Source organism: Desulfosarcina cetonica JCM 12296, assembly GCF_001311845.1.
Classification (GTDB): Bacteria; Desulfobacterota; Desulfobacteria; order Desulfobacterales; family Desulfosarcinaceae; genus Desulfosarcina; species Desulfosarcina cetonica.
Map to the genome: position 1 here is coordinate 1 of NZ_BBCC01000152.1, position 16173 is coordinate 16173.

At 60.7% G+C, this 16173-nt stretch carries 16 protein-coding genes and 1 pseudogene; 15 read left to right on the forward strand and 2 right to left on the reverse strand.

Going from position 1 to position 16173, the window contains the following annotated elements; all coding sequences use genetic code 11:
- The 12 genes and pseudogenes from JCM12296_RS25205 to JCM12296_RS25250 form a co-directional block, all read left to right on the forward strand.
- Positions 1–1020 (forward strand): class I SAM-dependent rRNA methyltransferase (locus JCM12296_RS25205; protein ID WP_054699094.1); only part of this gene is annotated, 1020 nt, incomplete at its 5' end.
- A 17-nt stretch (positions 1021–1037) separates the two neighbouring features.
- The gene (locus JCM12296_RS25210; RefSeq protein WP_054699096.1) at positions 1038–1760 is read left to right on the forward strand and encodes a DUF302 domain-containing protein; all 723 of its coding nucleotides are present in this window, start codon (positions 1038–1040) and stop codon (positions 1758–1760) included.
- Entirely contained in the window at positions 1670–2635 is a 966-nt protein-coding gene (locus JCM12296_RS25215; RefSeq protein WP_157067886.1) for an adenylate/guanylate cyclase domain-containing protein, read from the forward strand. Before JCM12296_RS25210 ends, JCM12296_RS25215 begins: the two co-directional genes overlap by 91 nt.
- A gap of 9 nt (positions 2636–2644) precedes the next feature.
- Entirely contained in the window at positions 2645–3394 is a 750-nt protein-coding gene (locus tag JCM12296_RS25220; protein WP_054699099.1) for an acyl-[acyl-carrier-protein] thioesterase, read from the forward strand.
- A pseudogene (locus tag JCM12296_RS50825) lies at positions 3391–4458 on the forward strand (efflux RND transporter permease subunit); the annotation flags it as partial. The gene JCM12296_RS25220 and the pseudogene JCM12296_RS50825, both read left to right, overlap by 4 nt.
- Positions 4459–5279: 821 nt before the next feature.
- A complete protein-coding gene (locus JCM12296_RS38915; protein ID WP_422699179.1) occupies positions 5280–5597 on the forward strand; it encodes an MMPL family transporter in 318 nt (105 codons plus the stop codon).
- Positions 5598–5614: 17 nt separating this feature from the next.
- Positions 5615–6364 carry a sensor histidine kinase gene (locus JCM12296_RS25230; protein WP_172684095.1) on the forward strand — a complete coding sequence of 250 codons (750 nt, stop codon included), beginning with the start codon at positions 5615–5617 and terminating at the stop codon, positions 6362–6364.
- Positions 6365–6469: 105 nt separating this feature from the next.
- The gene (locus tag JCM12296_RS45640) at positions 6470–6997 is read left to right on the forward strand and encodes an NADH-quinone oxidoreductase subunit B family protein (protein WP_246804850.1); all 528 of its coding nucleotides are present in this window, start codon (positions 6470–6472) and stop codon (positions 6995–6997) included.
- Entirely contained in the window at positions 6966–7406 is a 441-nt protein-coding gene (locus tag JCM12296_RS45645) for a hypothetical protein (RefSeq protein ID WP_246804852.1), read from the forward strand. The genes JCM12296_RS45640 and JCM12296_RS45645 overlap by 32 nt, the downstream gene beginning before the upstream one ends.
- A gap of 98 nt (positions 7407–7504) precedes the next feature.
- Entirely contained in the window at positions 7505–9088 is a 1584-nt protein-coding gene (locus JCM12296_RS25240) for a nickel-dependent hydrogenase large subunit (RefSeq protein WP_246804853.1), read from the forward strand.
- Entirely contained in the window at positions 9085–11244 is a 2160-nt protein-coding gene (locus tag JCM12296_RS25245) for a PAS domain S-box protein (protein WP_054699105.1), read from the forward strand. Before JCM12296_RS25240 ends, JCM12296_RS25245 begins: the two co-directional genes overlap by 4 nt.
- Positions 11245–11308: 64 nt before the next feature.
- Entirely contained in the window at positions 11309–11686 is a 378-nt protein-coding gene (locus JCM12296_RS25250; RefSeq protein WP_054699107.1) for a response regulator, read from the forward strand.
- Positions 11687–11744: 58 nt separating this feature from the next.
- Here JCM12296_RS25250 and JCM12296_RS25255 read toward each other — a convergent pair whose 3' ends face one another.
- Both JCM12296_RS25255 and JCM12296_RS25260 read right to left on the reverse strand, forming a co-directional pair.
- Positions 11745–12521, reverse strand: a complete 777-nt coding sequence (locus JCM12296_RS25255) for a response regulator (RefSeq protein WP_157067888.1) — start codon at positions 12519–12521, stop codon at positions 11745–11747.
- Complete coding sequence (locus JCM12296_RS25260) at positions 12521–14059, reverse strand: PAS domain S-box protein (RefSeq protein ID WP_054699110.1); 1539 nt, start codon at positions 14057–14059, stop codon at positions 12521–12523. Before JCM12296_RS25260 ends, JCM12296_RS25255 begins: the two co-directional genes overlap by 1 nt.
- Before the next feature lie 235 nt (positions 14060–14294).
- Between JCM12296_RS25260 and JCM12296_RS36995 the strand changes: the two genes are divergently transcribed.
- From JCM12296_RS36995 to JCM12296_RS25270, 3 genes are all read left to right on the forward strand, one after another.
- Entirely contained in the window at positions 14295–14510 is a 216-nt protein-coding gene (locus JCM12296_RS36995; RefSeq protein ID WP_218188264.1) for an FAD-dependent oxidoreductase, read from the forward strand.
- Positions 14450–15565, forward strand: coding sequence for an NAD(P)/FAD-dependent oxidoreductase (locus tag JCM12296_RS25265; RefSeq protein ID WP_054699112.1), 1116 nt, complete (start codon positions 14450–14452; stop codon positions 15563–15565). The genes JCM12296_RS36995 and JCM12296_RS25265 overlap by 61 nt, the downstream gene beginning before the upstream one ends.
- Before the next feature lie 117 nt (positions 15566–15682).
- Positions 15683–16173: pentapeptide repeat-containing protein (locus JCM12296_RS25270; RefSeq protein ID WP_172684096.1), on the forward strand; the 491-nt coding region annotated here is incomplete at its 3' end.

Consider the following 16173-nt stretch of genomic DNA (forward strand, 5'->3'; position numbering starts at 1 on the left):
CACTCCCAGATTCGTGCGCGCGTATGGACCTTTGATCGGAAAGAAGTTGTCGATGAAGCTTTTTTTATGAGGCGGCTCAAGCAGGCCATGGATCTTCGCCGGTCGATCCTCCCGGGCAGCGACACCACGGCCTGTCGTCTGGTGGCCGCCGAATCCGACGGTCTGCCCGGCTTGATCGTGGATCGTTATGACTGCTGGTTGGTATGTCAGTTTCTCACCACCGGCAGCGAGCATTGGAAAAAGACCATCGTCGAGACCCTCCGCCTTTTGGTTCCCGATTGCCGCGGCATCTACGAGCGCTCGGATGTGGATGTACGCAAAAAAGAAGGATTGGGGCTCACCACCGGGGAGTTATGGGGAGCGCCGCCGCCTGAACAGGTTGTCATTCATGAAAACGGCTGCCGTTTTCTGGTGGATCTGCGTAGCGGTCACAAAACCGGTTTTTACCTGGACCAACGGGACAACCGGGCCCATGTCGCCACATTCGCCAGGGGCGCGCGCATGCTCAACTGTTTTGCCTACACCGGCGGATTTGCCGTGGCCGCCCTGAAGGCCGGGGCGGACCATGTGGTCAATATCGACACCTCGGCACCCTCGCTGGCCCTGGCCGAGGCCAACATCGCACGCAACGGCCTGGATTCGAGCCGGGTCGAAAATGTCGTCGGCGATGTATTCACCCGCCTTCGAACCTATGTCCGCGAGAAACGATCCTTCGACCTGATCGTGCTCGACCCGCCCAAATTCGTCACCGGCAAGGGCGATCTGATGCGTGCGGCCCGCGGCTACAAGGATATCAATCGCCTGGCATTCGAACTGCTGGACCATGGCGGTGCCCTTTGCACGTTCTCCTGTTCCGGGTTGATGGAACGTCATCTTTTCCAGAAAATCGTGGCCGATGCCGCACTTGACGCCAAACGACCGGCCAGGGTGACGCACTGGCTGAGCCAATCGCCGGATCACCCCATGGGTCTGAATTTTCCGGAGGGCAGCTACCTCAAAGGCTTGGTCTGCCGCGTATAAAAGAAGGAGATGATCCCATGCGTATGTTTGCCCTGACCCTTGTGTGCCTCTTTTGTTTAACCGTTTCGGCCAACGCCCAGGGCGGCATGGCCAGCATCAGGAGCAATCACAGTGTCATTGAAACCGCGGATCGGTTGGCCTCTGCTTTGAAGGAAAAGGGGTGGGTGGTTTACGATCGGATCGACCATGCTGCGGCGGCCCGTCAGGTCGGGCAGACACTCAGACCCACCCTGCTGATCCTTTTCGGCTCACCCACCATGAACACCCCCCTGATCCAGCGCAGCCGTACCATGGGGATCGATCTGCCCCTCAAAGCGCTGATTTGGGAAGATGCCAACCGCATCGTATGGCTCACGTATACACCGCCCGACGATCTGGCCCGTCGCCATGGTATCACCGAAATGGGGGACACCTTCGGGAAATCCAAACCTTGCTCTCCAACGTGGCCACGGCGGTTACCCTGCCCTAAAGCGGTTACCGTAACGACGAAGGATACGCGTAACGCCGATATCGGGCTTGTTACGAATCCGTCAACCTTGATCTTGTGCGTTGCCGCCATTCCGCCAATATGTTACCTTAAAGATCAGGATCAGGCTATGATCAACGCCCTGAATTTTTGTTATAATACCACCCCCGACAGGAATGAGGCGTGCCGAAGCAAATGCCGTCGGAATCGTCAAATCCCGAAACCAGCCTGCATTGGCAGGACGACAGTGGCATCGTCCACCGTCTCGCCCTGACCGATAAAATCTTCCTCGGCCGTACTTGCCGGGGAATCGATCCGGATAAACGTATTATCATCCGCAATCCAACGATTTCCCGCGACCACGCCGTGGTCAGTTTGACCCGCGGAAAGGTGGAAATTACCGATCTGAGCAAAAACGGCACCTGGGTCAATGATGTGCGCATGGCACCGGGATCCTCCCAGCGGCTGGTCAACGGAGACCGCATTTCCTTGGGCGGCGTCGCCATCTACCTCTGTCATCCGCAAGGCACGGCCGCTGCAACGGACACCTGGTCCGAGCAGACCGCCATCCAACCGGCTTCCGTTTTCGTCACCAGCCTGGTGGCCGATGTGCGGGGATTCACCACTTTCTCCCAACAAGCCGATTCAGCGGTGGTGCATGCCTTCATCACGGACTTGTTTGCCCGTTTCACCCAAATCGTGAGCCAGCATCACGGAACCCTGAAAGATTACGTCGGTGACGCCGTTTTCGCCTTCTGGGAGCATCCCCTGGGGGGGGGTGCCGAATATGCGCGCTCCGCCTGTCAGGCGGCCATCGACCAGATGCGCAGTGTGCCTGAAATTCACCGCCAACTGGCCCGCCGCGGTCTGACCATGGCCCGACCACGCATCGGCTGGGGGCTGACCAGCGGTCTGATCACCCTCTCCCATTTCGGTTCACGCGCTTCCGACCTGGCCTTGGTGGGTGACTGTGTCAACCTGGCCTTTCGCCTCTCCACCATGGCCAACAAAACCATTCCCACCCCGATTCTCTTGTGTTCACAGACCGCCGCCATGGTATCCGACCAACTTCGCCTGGTGGACATGGGCTGTCAGCCGATCCGCGGCCGAACCGGTCAAGAGCAGCTGTTCGGCATTCAATTGGATTGAGATACGTGCATGGAAGCCAAACACTGCGCCGAATTTTGCATCCACCTGCATCATCTGGGACCCGACGGACGCGCCCGGCCCAGTCTCTGGTTCGATTGCTTTCAGAATGCCGCCAGCCAGCAAAGCGCCTGTCTGGGACTCTCCATCCGCGACCTGATCCAACGCGGCCTCACCTGGGTGGTCTCCCGTTATCGGCTCAAGGTTTTACGGCCCCCCGGATGGCGGGAACGCATCCGGGTCGTCACCTGGCGATCCACGCCACACGGACGGATGGTTCCCCGCGAATTCAGTGTTATCGACGAGAAGGATCGCCTCATCGCCATGGGCCAGGGCATCTTCATGCTACTGGATTACGCCACCCGCCAGCCGGTCTCGCCAACCGGCCCCTTGGCGGCCTATCCGGTGGTCGATGAAACGGTCTTCACAGAAGCCTTCACGCGCCTGCCGGCGCTCACGGCCCCATTGAACCCACCGGTTAAAATCACCGTACGACGGGACGATCTGGACCTCAACCGCCACGTCAACAACACCCGCTACATGGTCTTCGCCCTGGAAAGCATTCCCGACGAGATCCAGGACAACCTTCAGCCGGATCGGATCGATGTCGTTTTCAAGGCGTCGGCACGCCTGGGCGACATCGTCAAAGCCCGGGTACAGAAGATGGACGGTCCCCATCCGACGTTTCTGCACCAGCTGGTGCGACAGACGGATGGTCAGGAGTTCTGCCGGTTGCTGACCCGCTGGCGGCCACCCACATGAAACGAATCAGCTTCGATGCGTACCTGAAGCGGGTTACCCAAACGCCCTACTGGGCTTTGGCCGGCTGCGTTCTCATCACCCTGTTCCTCGCCTGGCAGCTTCCCGGGCTTTCCTTCAAGACCACGATCTACGACCTGGTCATCGAGGATCTGAACGAGGCCGCCCGTTATCGGCAGTTCCTCGCCCGGTTCGGCGGGGATGAAATCATCCGCATCGTGGTCAAGGCCGACAACGTTTTCGATCCGGCCACGTTTGCCAAAATTTCCCAGCTTTCCGCGGCTGCCGCTAAAATCGATGGGGTGATCCGGATCCTCAGCCTGCCGGAAGTCAAACAGGCCGTCGATCGCGGCAATCGTTGGGACATGACCGAATTTGCCCGCATGCTGGCGCCGGTGACCCTGTTCCAACGCAACCTGATCTCGGCCGACCGCAAGACCACCATCATCACCCTGGTGCTCGATGCCGCGGCCGACAAAGGGGCCGCCGTGGTCGCGGTCAAAAACCTTTTGCAGAACGCCGGCAAGGACCTGCGCCTTTACCAGACCGGCATGCCGCTGGTTTCCGAGGCCCTGGCCGACTATGCCCGCCAGGATTTCCTGCACCTGCCCCCCGTCACCCTCCTGGTCATCGGCCTGCTCCTCCTGGTGCTGTTCCGCAACCTGCACTGCCGGGTCCTGCCGCTGGGCTGCGTCATCCTCAGCGTGGTCTGGACCCTGGGCGCGATGGCCCTTTCCGACATCTCCGTCTCCATGCTCACGATCATCGTACCGGTCTTTTTGATCGCCGTGGGAACGGCCTATTGCCTGCATGTCGCCAGCGAATACCGGCAACAAATCCGCCTCTGCCCAACGGCCCGGGCGGCGACGCTGGCCACCTTCCGCCAGATGAGCCTGCCCGTCAGCCTGGCCGTGGGCACCACCTTGATCGGTCTGGCCTCCCTGGCGGTCAATCCCATCACGGCGATCCAGGAGTTCGCCGGTTTCGCCTGCTTCGGCATGGTCAGCCTGCTGGTGATCGTACTGACCTTTTTTCCGGCCATGCTGGTCTTGCTGCCGCCACCCCGCACGCCCGACGCCGCCGACAGCCGTATCGACCGCTTTTTCGAGCGCCTGCTGGCGGGAATCGTGGCCATCAATCGCCAATACCGCCGGCCGGCCTTGATCACCATCGGTATCATCGCGCTGGTCTGCGTTGCCGGCATGCTGCGCCTGCGCGTGGAAACCAACCCGGTGGCCTTCTTCAAGGCCAACACCGACGTCAGCAGGCATTTTCACGACATCTACCAGGAAATGTCGGGCAGCTTTCCCATCAACGTCGTGATCTCGGGAAGTGAAGCCGACTACTACGAGTCGCCGGACAACGTGGCCGCCATCGCCCGTCTACAAACCGTCCTGGACCGTCTTCCCGGCGTTGATAAGACCATCTCCCTGGCCGACTACCTCATGCTGGTCAACTATGTCGACAACCGCTTCGACCCCGCTTATTACACCTTGCCCAAAGACAATTATGAGCTGCGCATGCTGATGAACAACTTCAAGATCATCCTGGGCAACGATCTGTTGCAGCGCTTCATGAGCGCCGACTACAACCGGACCAACATCCTGATGCTGACCCATATTGCCAACTCCCATGATTTCCTCGAAACCCGCCAGGCAATCCTGGCCCAAGCTCCGGGGATCATCGGCGATGCGGCAAGCCTGGAGGTCATTGGCCTGGGCGTGGTCATCGCCGCCTCCAGCGATCTGCTCACCCGGGGGCAGGTCAAGAGCCTGGGAATCTCCCTGATTCTGATCTTCGGTGTCATGGTGGTGCTGTTTCTCTCCGGCAAGGTCGGCCTGATCGCGTGGTGCCGAACCTTTTTCCGATCATGGTCAATTTCGGCCTCATGGGTTTTCTGGGCATTCCCCTTTCGGTGGCCACCAGCCTCATCGCCAGCGTGGCCATCGGCCTGGCCGTGGACGACACGATCCATTACCTGGTGCGCTACAACACCGAATTCAAAAAGGACCTGGACAAGGACCGGGCCATGCGCGACACCCTGATGAGCGTCGGCCGGCCCATCATCTTTACCAGCCTGACCATCAGCCTGGGGTTTGCCGTACTGACCTTCTCCCATTTCCAGCCCACGGCCCTGTTTGGTTTCCTCATGGTCGTGACCATGCTTTCAGCCCTGATCGGCGACACCATTCTTTTACCGGCCTGATGCTGCATGTGGAGTTGGTGACGGCCTGGGATCTGCTCAAGTTGATGCCGACCCTGGGCGGTATCCCGCCGGCCACGGTGCATGAGCTGAATCAGCCGCTCAACGCCATCAAGGTCGGCAGCGACTTCCTCAAAATCATGGCCCGGCAGCAAGGCCCCATCCAGACCGCGCATCTGGCGGAGGTGGCCGCGGAGATCGGCAATCAGGTGGCGCGGGCCTCGCAGATGATTCAGCGCCTGGGCCAGATGGGGCAGGCACCGGGATTCGAACGCCACCCGGTGGTCATCGCCGATGTGATCAGCGATACCTTGGCTGTGGTGGAAGGCCCGTTGCGGCTGGACAACATCACCCTGGTGGTCAGCGTTGCGCCGGACCTGCCGCCGATTTCAGGCCATCGCGGCCGTCTCGTGCAGGTGCTCTACAACCTGGTGGAAAACGCCCGCGATGCCATCGTCCGTCAGCGGCAGGGTAAAACGGGCGATCGTGCCCATCGCATCACCATCCGTGCCAGGGCCTCGACCGGATCGGTGACGATCAGCATGGCCGATACGGGCATCGGTATCCGCCCACACCTCCAAAGCCGTATCTTCGAGCCTTTTTTCACCACCAAGAGCGTGGGCCGGGGGCAAGGCCTGGGGCTTTCCATCAGCCACGAAATCGTGCGCGACATGGGCGGCCGCATCCGTGTCAGCAGCCAGCCCGGTGAGGGAACCACGGTCACGCTGGTCTTTCCGGCCATCCCGGCCGAAGACCGGGCGACGGATTGAAGACCTTGCCTTCACCGGCCCGCCTGAATTAAAGTAGAAACCAAGCCATTCGCCTCAATTGCCGGAGGCACCTCCAACACCCTTCTGCTGAGGAAGGAAGAAATCATGTCCAAAACCTTGTACTGGATCCAGGGCGGCAGCTGCGGTGGCGATACCTGGTCGCTGATGAACGCGGACACCCCGGATCCCATCGAGCTTTTAACCGCCTTTGACATCGACATCCTCTGGCACCATGCCCTGAGCGCCACCGCCATCGACGATCTGGCCGCATTGAATCGGCGCATCCTCGCCGGCGACCAGCCCCTGGACATCCTCTGTGTGGAAGGCTCCATCATCAACGGTCCCAATGGCAGCGGCCGTTTCGACATGACCCCGCAAGGCCCGCGCAAGGATTTCATCCACCAGCTGGCGCAACGCGCCCGGTTTGTCCTGGCGGTGGGGACCTGCGCCAGTTTCGGCGGCATCGGCGCCGACAGCGAGATCATGGCCAGCGGCCTGCAGTTCAGCAAATGGGAAATGGGAGGTCTCTTGGGCCAGGGGTTTCGTTCCGGCGCGGGTTATCCGGTGATCAACCTGCCCGGTTGTCCCTGCCATTGCGACGTTGTCGTGGGAACTATCGGCCCTGGCCGATGACGCGGAGGTGAAACTGGGGCACTACAACACCCCCGTGGATTGGTACGGGGTGATGGTCCATCAGGGTTGCACCCGCAACGAGTACCACGAATACCGTGTCGAGGAGAAACGCTTCGGTGAGCGCGGCTGCCTGTTCTTCTACATGGGCTGTCACGGGCCCCTGGTCACCGGACCGTGCAACAAGGCCTTGTGGAACCGACGGTCTTCCAAAACCCGCGTGGGGGTACCCTGCTTCGGCTGCACCCGGCCGGATTTTCCCCAGCAGTATCCCTTTTTCGAGACCCGCAACATCGAGGGCATCCCCATCGAGTTGCCCGACGGGGTCAGCCGGGCCCATTACATGGCCTACAAGGGCATGGCCGCGGCGGCGGCGCCCAAACGCCTTTTGGAGCGCAAGACCAGTATTTGATGGACTCGTAAAAAGTCGCATTTCCGACGATTCGTAAAAAGCCCGAGATCAAGGCTTGCGAATCCGGAGGAATGAGGCGTACTTTTGCGTACGCCGCAGTGACGAAGGATACGCGTAACGCCGATATCGGGCTTTTTACGAATCCGTCAGTATTTGACGTCCGCGGCAGCGCGGCAACCACAGGACCACTTGATCATCATGAAAAAATCATCCCGCTGAACCGTGTGGAAGGCGATCTGGAGATCCACCTGGAACTGGACCGGGACAATGTTGTCACCACGGCGCGCAGCGTGGGCACCATGTACCGGGGCATCGAAAACCTGATGAACGGCCGGGGGCCGCTGGACAGCCTGGTGATCACCCCCCGCATCTGCGGCATCTGCACCACGGCGCATCTGAATGCCGCGGCCAGCGCCCTGGACATGGCCTACCATGTCGACATACCGGCCGGTGCGCGGCACCTGCGCAACGTGGCCCTGATGGTGGAACAGATGCAAAACGACCTCAGGCATCTCTTCCTGCTCTTCATGCCTGACTTCACCCGGCCGCCTTACGCCGACAATCCGTTTTTCGATACCGCCGTGGCACGCTACCAGGCCTTGCGGGGCCAGACTGCCGTCCAGACCATCCAGGCCACCAAGCAGCTCATCGAAATCATCGCCATCCTGGGCGGCCAGTGGCCGCACTCCTCCTTCATGGTTCCCGGGGGGGTGGTCTCGGTGCCCAGTAGCGGGGATATCGCCCAGTGCCGCCACATTCTGGCCCGTTTCCGGCGCTGGTACGAAAGACAGGTTCTGGGCTGCCCGATCGAGCGCTGGCAGGATGTCACCACCTGGGATGAACTGGACCACTGGCTGACCGAAGCACCGGCCCACCGCGACAGCGAACTGGGCCTGTTCATCCGCCTGGCCCGTGCCGCCGGATTGGATCACGCCGGCCTTAGCCACGATCGCTTCATCAGTGCCGGCGGCCCCCTGCTGCCCCAAACGGATGGGGACGTGCAGCCGCTTTTTCCCGCCGGCGTCTATACGCCTGCCGGCTTCCAACCCCTGGATGCGGAGAAGATCGGCGAAGATGTGGCCTGTTCCTTTTTCAAGGCCTGTCCCGGCCACCCCTTCGACAGCCGCACCCTGACCGACCCGGACAGCGATGACCCGCGCAAATACTCCTGGGCCAAGGCCCCGCGTTACGACGACCAACCGGCGGAGACCGGTCCGCTGGCCGATCTGCTCATGGCCGGTCACCCGCTGTTTGTCAGCTGGATCGAGCGGCAGGGTGCCAGCGTGTTCATCCGTGAGCTGGCCCGCATGGTACGCGCGGCCATGTTGCTGCCGGCAATAGAGAAAAGCTTGGCCGGCATGGCCAAGAGCAGTGCCCAGTTCTACAACGACGCGCTGAAGACACTGACCGCAAAAAGTTATGGCCTGATCACCGCCCCACGGGGCATGCTGGGCCACTGGCTGGTCATCGAGGACGGCAAGATCGCCAACTATCAGGTCATCACACCCACGGCCTGGAACGGCTCCCCGCGGGATCGCCACGGTGTCCCGGGCCCATGGGAAAAGGCCATCGAGGGTACGGTGTTGAAGGATCCGGATGACCCCATCGAAGTCGAACAGATCGTGCGCTCTTTTGACCCCTGCCTGGTCTGCACGGTGCACACGATGAGGATGGGCCAATGATGCCCGCGCCGCTCACCTGCATTCCCTCCAGCCGACCGGCCGGCGACGGCTATCGCTGGTCCCGGCACTGCGCGACCTGTCCGGACCGGGAAACCTGCCCGATCCATGACCTATTGGTGGAGAACGAAGTTCTCAAGGAGGAAATCCGCGTCTCGCGGGAATCGGCCGAAATCACCGCCACCCTGGTGGTCCGGCAATTCGAGGAGACCGAACGAATTCTCCAGCGCCTGCAAGAGGCCAATGCCCAGCGCCAGGCCGTGCTCGATTCGGCCACCCACATGGCCATCATGGCCACGGACAACCAGGGCCGCATCATCCTGTTCAACAAGGGGGCCGAAAATCTGCTCGGTTACAGGGCCGAGGAGGTGATCGGCCACCTGACCCCGCTGGCCTTCCATGACCTGGACGAATTACGGCGGCGTGCCGTGGTTCCCACCGACGCCACGAAGGATGCGCCCAGCGGCATCGACCAGCTTTTTCAGTCCGTCATGCAACCGGACCCGCCCCAACGGGAGTGGACCTACCGCCATAAAAACGGGCGTGCCTTTCCAGTGATTCTTTCGGTCAACCCCTTGCGCGAACCCGACGGCATGACCAACGGTTTTTTGTTCATCGCCACCGACATCACCGAAAAAAAACGGTCCGAAACCGCCCTTCGGGAAAGTGAACGCAACTACCGTCTCTTGATCAGCACGATTCCCAATGTGGTCTTCAAGGGCTATCCGGACGGCAGCATCGACTTCTTCGATGACAAGGTCGAAGCCACCACCGGCTATCCCCGGGATATGTTCAACCGCAAGCAGCTCAAATGGACCGACCTGATCCTGCCCGAGGATCAAGCCCAAGCCCGCCTGACCTTCATCGAAGCCCTCCAGGGCAGCCGCCAGTACATCCGCGAATACCGCATCCGCAAGCGCGACGGGAGCATCGTCTGGATCCAGGCCAGCAGTCAGATCCTCTTCGATGAAAACGGCCGCATCGATTTCATCAGCGGCGCCTTTCTCGACATCACGATGCGCAAGGTGGCCGAGGCGGCCCTGCACGACTCGGAAGAGAAGTACCGTTCCCTGTTCGACAGCGGACCCAATCCGATCTTCGTCCTCGAGCCGTCCGACCTGCGCATCCTGGATGTCAATCCGGCGGCCCTGGAGACCTACGGATACACCAAGGCGGCCCTGATCGGCCGCACCTTCAACGAACTGGGCGAGTTCGAAACCGGTGATCCCATCCCGAACCGCACCATCGCCATGGACCCGGCCGAAAGCTGTTTCATCAACCAGAAGGCCCGCCACCTGAAAAAAGACGGCACGCCTTTTTATATCCGCGTCAAGGTCTGCCCGATCAAATACCGGGAGCGCCCGGCGCTGATCCTGGCGGCCACCGACATCACCGAGGCCATTGAAAAGGATGCCCAGTTGTTCCAGGCCAGCAAGATGACCACCCTGGGCGAGATGTCCGCCGGCATCGCCCATGAATTGACCCAGCCGTTGAACGCCATCAAGATCGGCAACGACTATCTCAAGCGCAAAATCGAGAAGGGCCAGGCCGTCACCGCCACCGATCTGGAACGGGTGGCCTCGGCGGTGACCGATCAGGTGCAGCGCGCCTCGGAAATCATCAACCGCCTGCGTGAATTCGGACGCAAATCGGATTTCCGCAAGGAGCCGGTGCAGATCAACACGGTGGTTGCCAACGTCCTCAAAATCATCGGTCAGCAGTTGACCTTGAACAACATCGTTCTGGAATGTCACCTGACCGACGGTCTGCCAACCATTCTGGCCAACGCCAACCGCCTGGAGCAGGTGCTGTTCAACCTGCTCACCAATGCCCGCGACGCCATCGGGCAATTACCAAAGGCCATCAAGGAGAGCGATGCGCGTAAAATCATCATCGAAACCTTTATGGAAGCGCAAGCGGTGGTTTGCGCGGTGGCCGACACGGGCAGCGGGATACCCGACGAGAATCGGGATAAGGTGTTCGAACCGTTTTTCACCACCAAGGAGGTGGGCAAGGGCATGGGATTGGGTCTGGCGATTACCTACGGCATCGCCCGTGACTACGGAGGACAGATTACCGTCAAAAGCAAGGTGGGTCGGGGAACGCGCTTCGAACTGCGCTTGCCCCCTGCCGATCGTGAGAACAACGGCGGCCGATGACCCCAGCGCGTAAGCCGATAGGTTTCAAACCAGGGCTGCCACCCGGCAATCAGAGGATGCGACCATGACGCAAATTCTCATCATCGATGACGAAAAACCGACCCTGCAAATGCTCAAGCTCTATCTTGAGGTTTGCGGCTACGATGTTCTCACGGCGGAGGACGAAACCCAAGGGCTTGCCCTGTTCAGGACCCAGAATCCGCCCATCGTGCTCACCGACATCAAAATGCCCGGCAAGGACGGGTTCGCCGTGCTGCGCCAGATCAAGGCCCTGGCACCCGCAACCCAGGTCATCGTGATCACCGGTCACGGCGACCGGGATCTGGCCCGGCAGGCATTCGACCTGGATGCCTGCGCCTTCTTCAATAAACCGCTGGATACCGATGCCCTGGAACGTGAGATCAAGCGCATCGAAAGCGGCATGGGCGAGCCATCCGGATAGCCTGCAACGGCACCGATCCTGCGGCGCACCTCAGGAAGCGGATCTCAGCCAGCGGATCTTAGCCATCGGTCCGGTCCCCACCCAGAAGGCGCCGTACGACATGGGCCATCTTGCGCACCTCCACCGGCTTGGTGATCACGGCTCCGATATTCAACGTTTGGATCTTCTCCGGAGTGATCTTGTTGCTGAAACCGGTGCATAGGATCACGGGAATGTCAGGACGCAGTTGACGGATCCCCTCGACCAGCTGGTCGCCGGTCATATGGGGCATGCTCATGTCGGTGATCACCAGATCGAAAGCCTGCGGATCGGCCTGGATGCGGGCCAGTGCCTCGACGGAGCTGTTCAGGGCACACACCCGGTAGCCCAGGCGGGTCAGGATCTTCTCCGAGAGGGTCGTGATCATCGGCTCGTCATCGACGAACAGGACCCGCTCGCTACCCTGTGGAATGGGCGCCTCGACGACAGCCTCATCCTGAACCGGGATTTCGGCCAGGGGGAAATACAGATCAAACGTGGTTCCGCAATTCTTTTGGGTTTTCAACACAATTCCACCACCGCAGTTTTTCATGATCCCATGCACCATGGCCAGTCCCATACCAGACCCCTTGCCCGCGGCCTTGGTGGTGAAATAAGGATCGAAAATGCGGCCTTTGATCGCCTCGGGGATCCCGCCACCCGAGTCGACGACGGATATGCGCAGGTAGCGGCCGGGCGGAATCGGAAGAACCGCTCCCGGCAGCGGCTTCTCCATGACGACATTGTCCGTGCGCACCATGAGCGTGCCCCCAGCGGCTTCCATGGCGTGGCTGGCATTGGTAAACAAGTTGATCATCACTTGGTGGATCTGCGTGGCATCGGCCGAACCACGTCCTTTCCGATGGAAAGATCCGTGCAAATGCCGATATTGGCCGGCATGGTGGCCCGCAGGAACTTGACCGCCTCGGTCACGATGGGGGCCAGGTGGATGGGCTTGAGGAGGGCTTCATCCTTGCGGCTGAGCGATAAAAGCTGACGCACGATATCCCTGGCCCTCAGGCTGGCCTGCTGAATTTCCTGAAGGTTCATAAATGCCGGATGCTCCGGTGAAATGTCGCTCAGCGAGAGTTCCACATTGCCCAGGATGATGCTCAGAATATTGTTGAAATCATGGGCCACGCCACCGGCAAGGGTGCCGATGGCCTCCATTTTCTGGGCCTGCTGCAGTTGCAGGGTCAGAATACGGCGCTCCTTTTCGGCCTTTTTCAAAGGTGTGATATCGATGAGGCAGGTGAGCACCTTGGACAGACCGTTTTGCCGACGCTCGATCACGACTTTGCGAATGATCAGATGCAGGGTGCGTCCCTTCAGGTCCAGGTTGCGGGCTTCGCCTTCGTAATCATCATGACCGCTGGTAAAGGCGACGATCTGGTCGATGAAATGCGTGCGGTCGTCGCTTTTCAGTACGAGCGCCAGGGGGCCCAGAATGGCGCTGGCATCCGGCGCCTGGTAAAGGGCCAGAAACGCCGGGTTCACCTGGCGCATGATCACACTGCCGGCCAGGCGGGAAACCTCATGGGGATGGGTCTCCAGATAGTCGCGCAGGTCGTCGATCCCGGCGGCCCGCAACCCCTTGACCGACGCCTCCACGGCGGAGAAGTCTTGAATGGCGATGGCGGTGGGGGTGTTATCGAAGAAGGTGCGATGGAAGGCTTCACTTTCCCTGAGCGCCCGCTCCTGGTTCACGTGTTCGGTGATTTCAGTGGAATTGACCGCAATGGCGACGGTCAGCTGATTCACCTGCACGGGCCCCATGCGCAGCTCGAAAACCGATCCCGACCGGTCCTGCCGGCCCTCACGCTCGACCCGGCACACCCCCGAGGACGCATGCATCGCCACGGTTTTCAGCTGCTCGCCCAGCGTTTCGGAAAAAGGGGAAGCCACCAGACCGGCCAAGGATTTTCCGATCAGGTCCGGTTTTTTGGCCCCCATGAATCCCCGGTTGGCAAAGAGGATATGGCCGTCCAGATCCAGGAGCATGATGTGATCGGGTGCGTTTTCCACCAGGGCACGCCACTTCTGATCGGTTTCACGCAGAAAGGATTCCAGATGACGCCGGCGCCGAATCAAACGGACCAGCAGGATACTCAACGCGGAACTGGCGGCAAGGCCCGCAACCGCCGCCCAGAAGGACAGGCGATCCATGGACGATGGTTCTGGGTGCTGATCGGCGCTGGCAGTGGGATGAGAAGTCCCGGGCGACGGGCCATGGGCCATGGTTTCGGCCAGGCCGCCCATTCCGACCCACCCCATGCAAAGGAGAATGAGAAATCCCCGCCGGATCCTGCGAATCAGCGACGATACATGATGCCGATGTAAAAAAAGGGGGATCATCTTTTCTCCGTGCTGGAATGCAATATCCATCCAACGATTGTAAACGGGAAAACCACACAGAAACAGACCAGGAAGGATCCAGCACAGGATAGCGACAGGGAGCGGCGGTGAAATGCACTTATGATTAGAATATAGGAGAAGCTTCTTTTTTTTTCAAGTTCGGCATATAGTAACTCGTTTCAATTCCCAAAAGCGATATAATCGTTTCAAGCGATTTGTCAGAGGAATGGTTCCCATGCGTTCATCAACATCCCGGCACAGTGACATTCTGGTGGTCGGTGGCGGCATCATCGGCCTGGCCTGCGCCTATTACCTGGCACGGGAAGGACGATCGGTGCGCATCGCCGAAAAAGAGACCATGGGGCTGGCGCCGCCCATGGCAACTGCGGCTTGCTTTTCGTCAGTGATCTGCCACCGCTTTGCGTTCCCGGCGCCATCAGGCACGAACTGATTCGCACCCTTAAGGGGACGTCCCCGCTTTACATCAAACCCCGCCCGGATCTTTCCCTGCTGGTGTGGCTGCTGCGCTTTGCGACCCACTGCAACCGCATCCACCGCGACCATGCCATGCGCGCCCGGGACAGCCTGCTGCGCGCCTCGCGTGAGTTCTTCGACGCGTTAGTGGCGGAAGAACGGCTGGAATGCGATTTTGATCATCGCGGCGTGCTGATCGCGTTCATCGATCCGGTCTCCCTCGACGGCTATGCGTCCATCAATCGCCTGCTGGAGCCCTTTGGCCTCGGTGCCCGCCGCCTGGATCGGCAAGCGGTCCGGCGGCTCGAACCGGCCCTGGGAGACGATGTCTGCGGTGGCTGGCACCACCCGGCCGACAGCCATCTGCGACCCGAATGGCTCATGCGTAGCTGGAGCCAAGCGGCAAAGAAGCGGGGAGTGGCCATCGAGGAAAACTGCAGTGTTACCCACATTGACACCCAAAAGGGCCGAGTGCAAGCCGTCGGGACGTCCCGTGGGCGCTTTACCGCCGATCACATCATCCTGGCCGCCGGCGCCTGGACGACGGCCATGGCGCTTTCGTTGGGAATCCGTCTTCCCATCCAGCCGGGCAAGGGGTACAGCATCACCATGGCGCGCCCGGCGTCGTACCCCGGCCTGCCCTTGTACCTGTATGAACGCAATATGGTCGTCACGCCTTGGAAAAGCGGGTACCGTCTGGGTGGCACCATGGAATTCTCCGGCTTTGACACCACCTTGAACGCGCGCCGGCTCGACAACCTGGAGCGGTCGGCGGCCCTTTACCTGAAAACGCCGGTCGGCCGGCCAGTGGTCGAACGCTGGACCGGCTTACGCCCCATGTGTGCGGACGATCTACCCATCATCGATCGCGTGCCCCATCTGAAAAATCTTTACATCGCCACCGGCCATGGCATGCTGGGCATCTCCACGGCACCGGCAACCGGACGACTGATGGCCGACATGGTGGCCGGACGGAAACCGCTGGTCGACCCGGCGCCCTTCTCCATCCAACGTTTCAGCGGGCTTCGGTGAACCGCCGGCGGCGAAAGCGGGTTGATCATTGCCGACGGAGCCATTAGACAGGCTGAAATAAACGCGACGCCGGGAAAAGGAACCCCTTTCATCATCAAGCTGCCCCTGAGGTGACGCATGCGCATTCGCCCAATCGTCAAGAAGACCGTTATCGGGATTGCCGTCCTGTTGATGCTAATGGCCATCCTGGGCCTGCTGGGACGGCTCATAGCGCCCCATCAAAGCCTGCGTGAAAAGCTGGAAGCGAGCCGCCGCTGCCGGCTGTGTGATCTCAGTGGGGTGGATTTGTCAGGCGCCGACCTGGCCGGGACGGATCTGACCGGTGCTTTTTTGCCGTCGGCCGATTTCAAAGGCGCCAATCTGGCAGGCGCCGACCTGACCAACGCCGACACCCGTTATGCCCGATTCGACGACTGCGTTCTCGACGGCGCGACCTGGGTCAACGGCCACCCTTGCAAGGCACCGTCGCTGGGCCGCTGCCTGACCCCGGCGGTTCAAACCCTCCTGGAAACCGGTCAGTGCCCGACCTGCGATCTAAAAGCGGCGATTTTGTCCGATCTGGACCTGAGCGGTGATTTTCTCAAAGGGGCCAACCTGAGCCCGGGCCG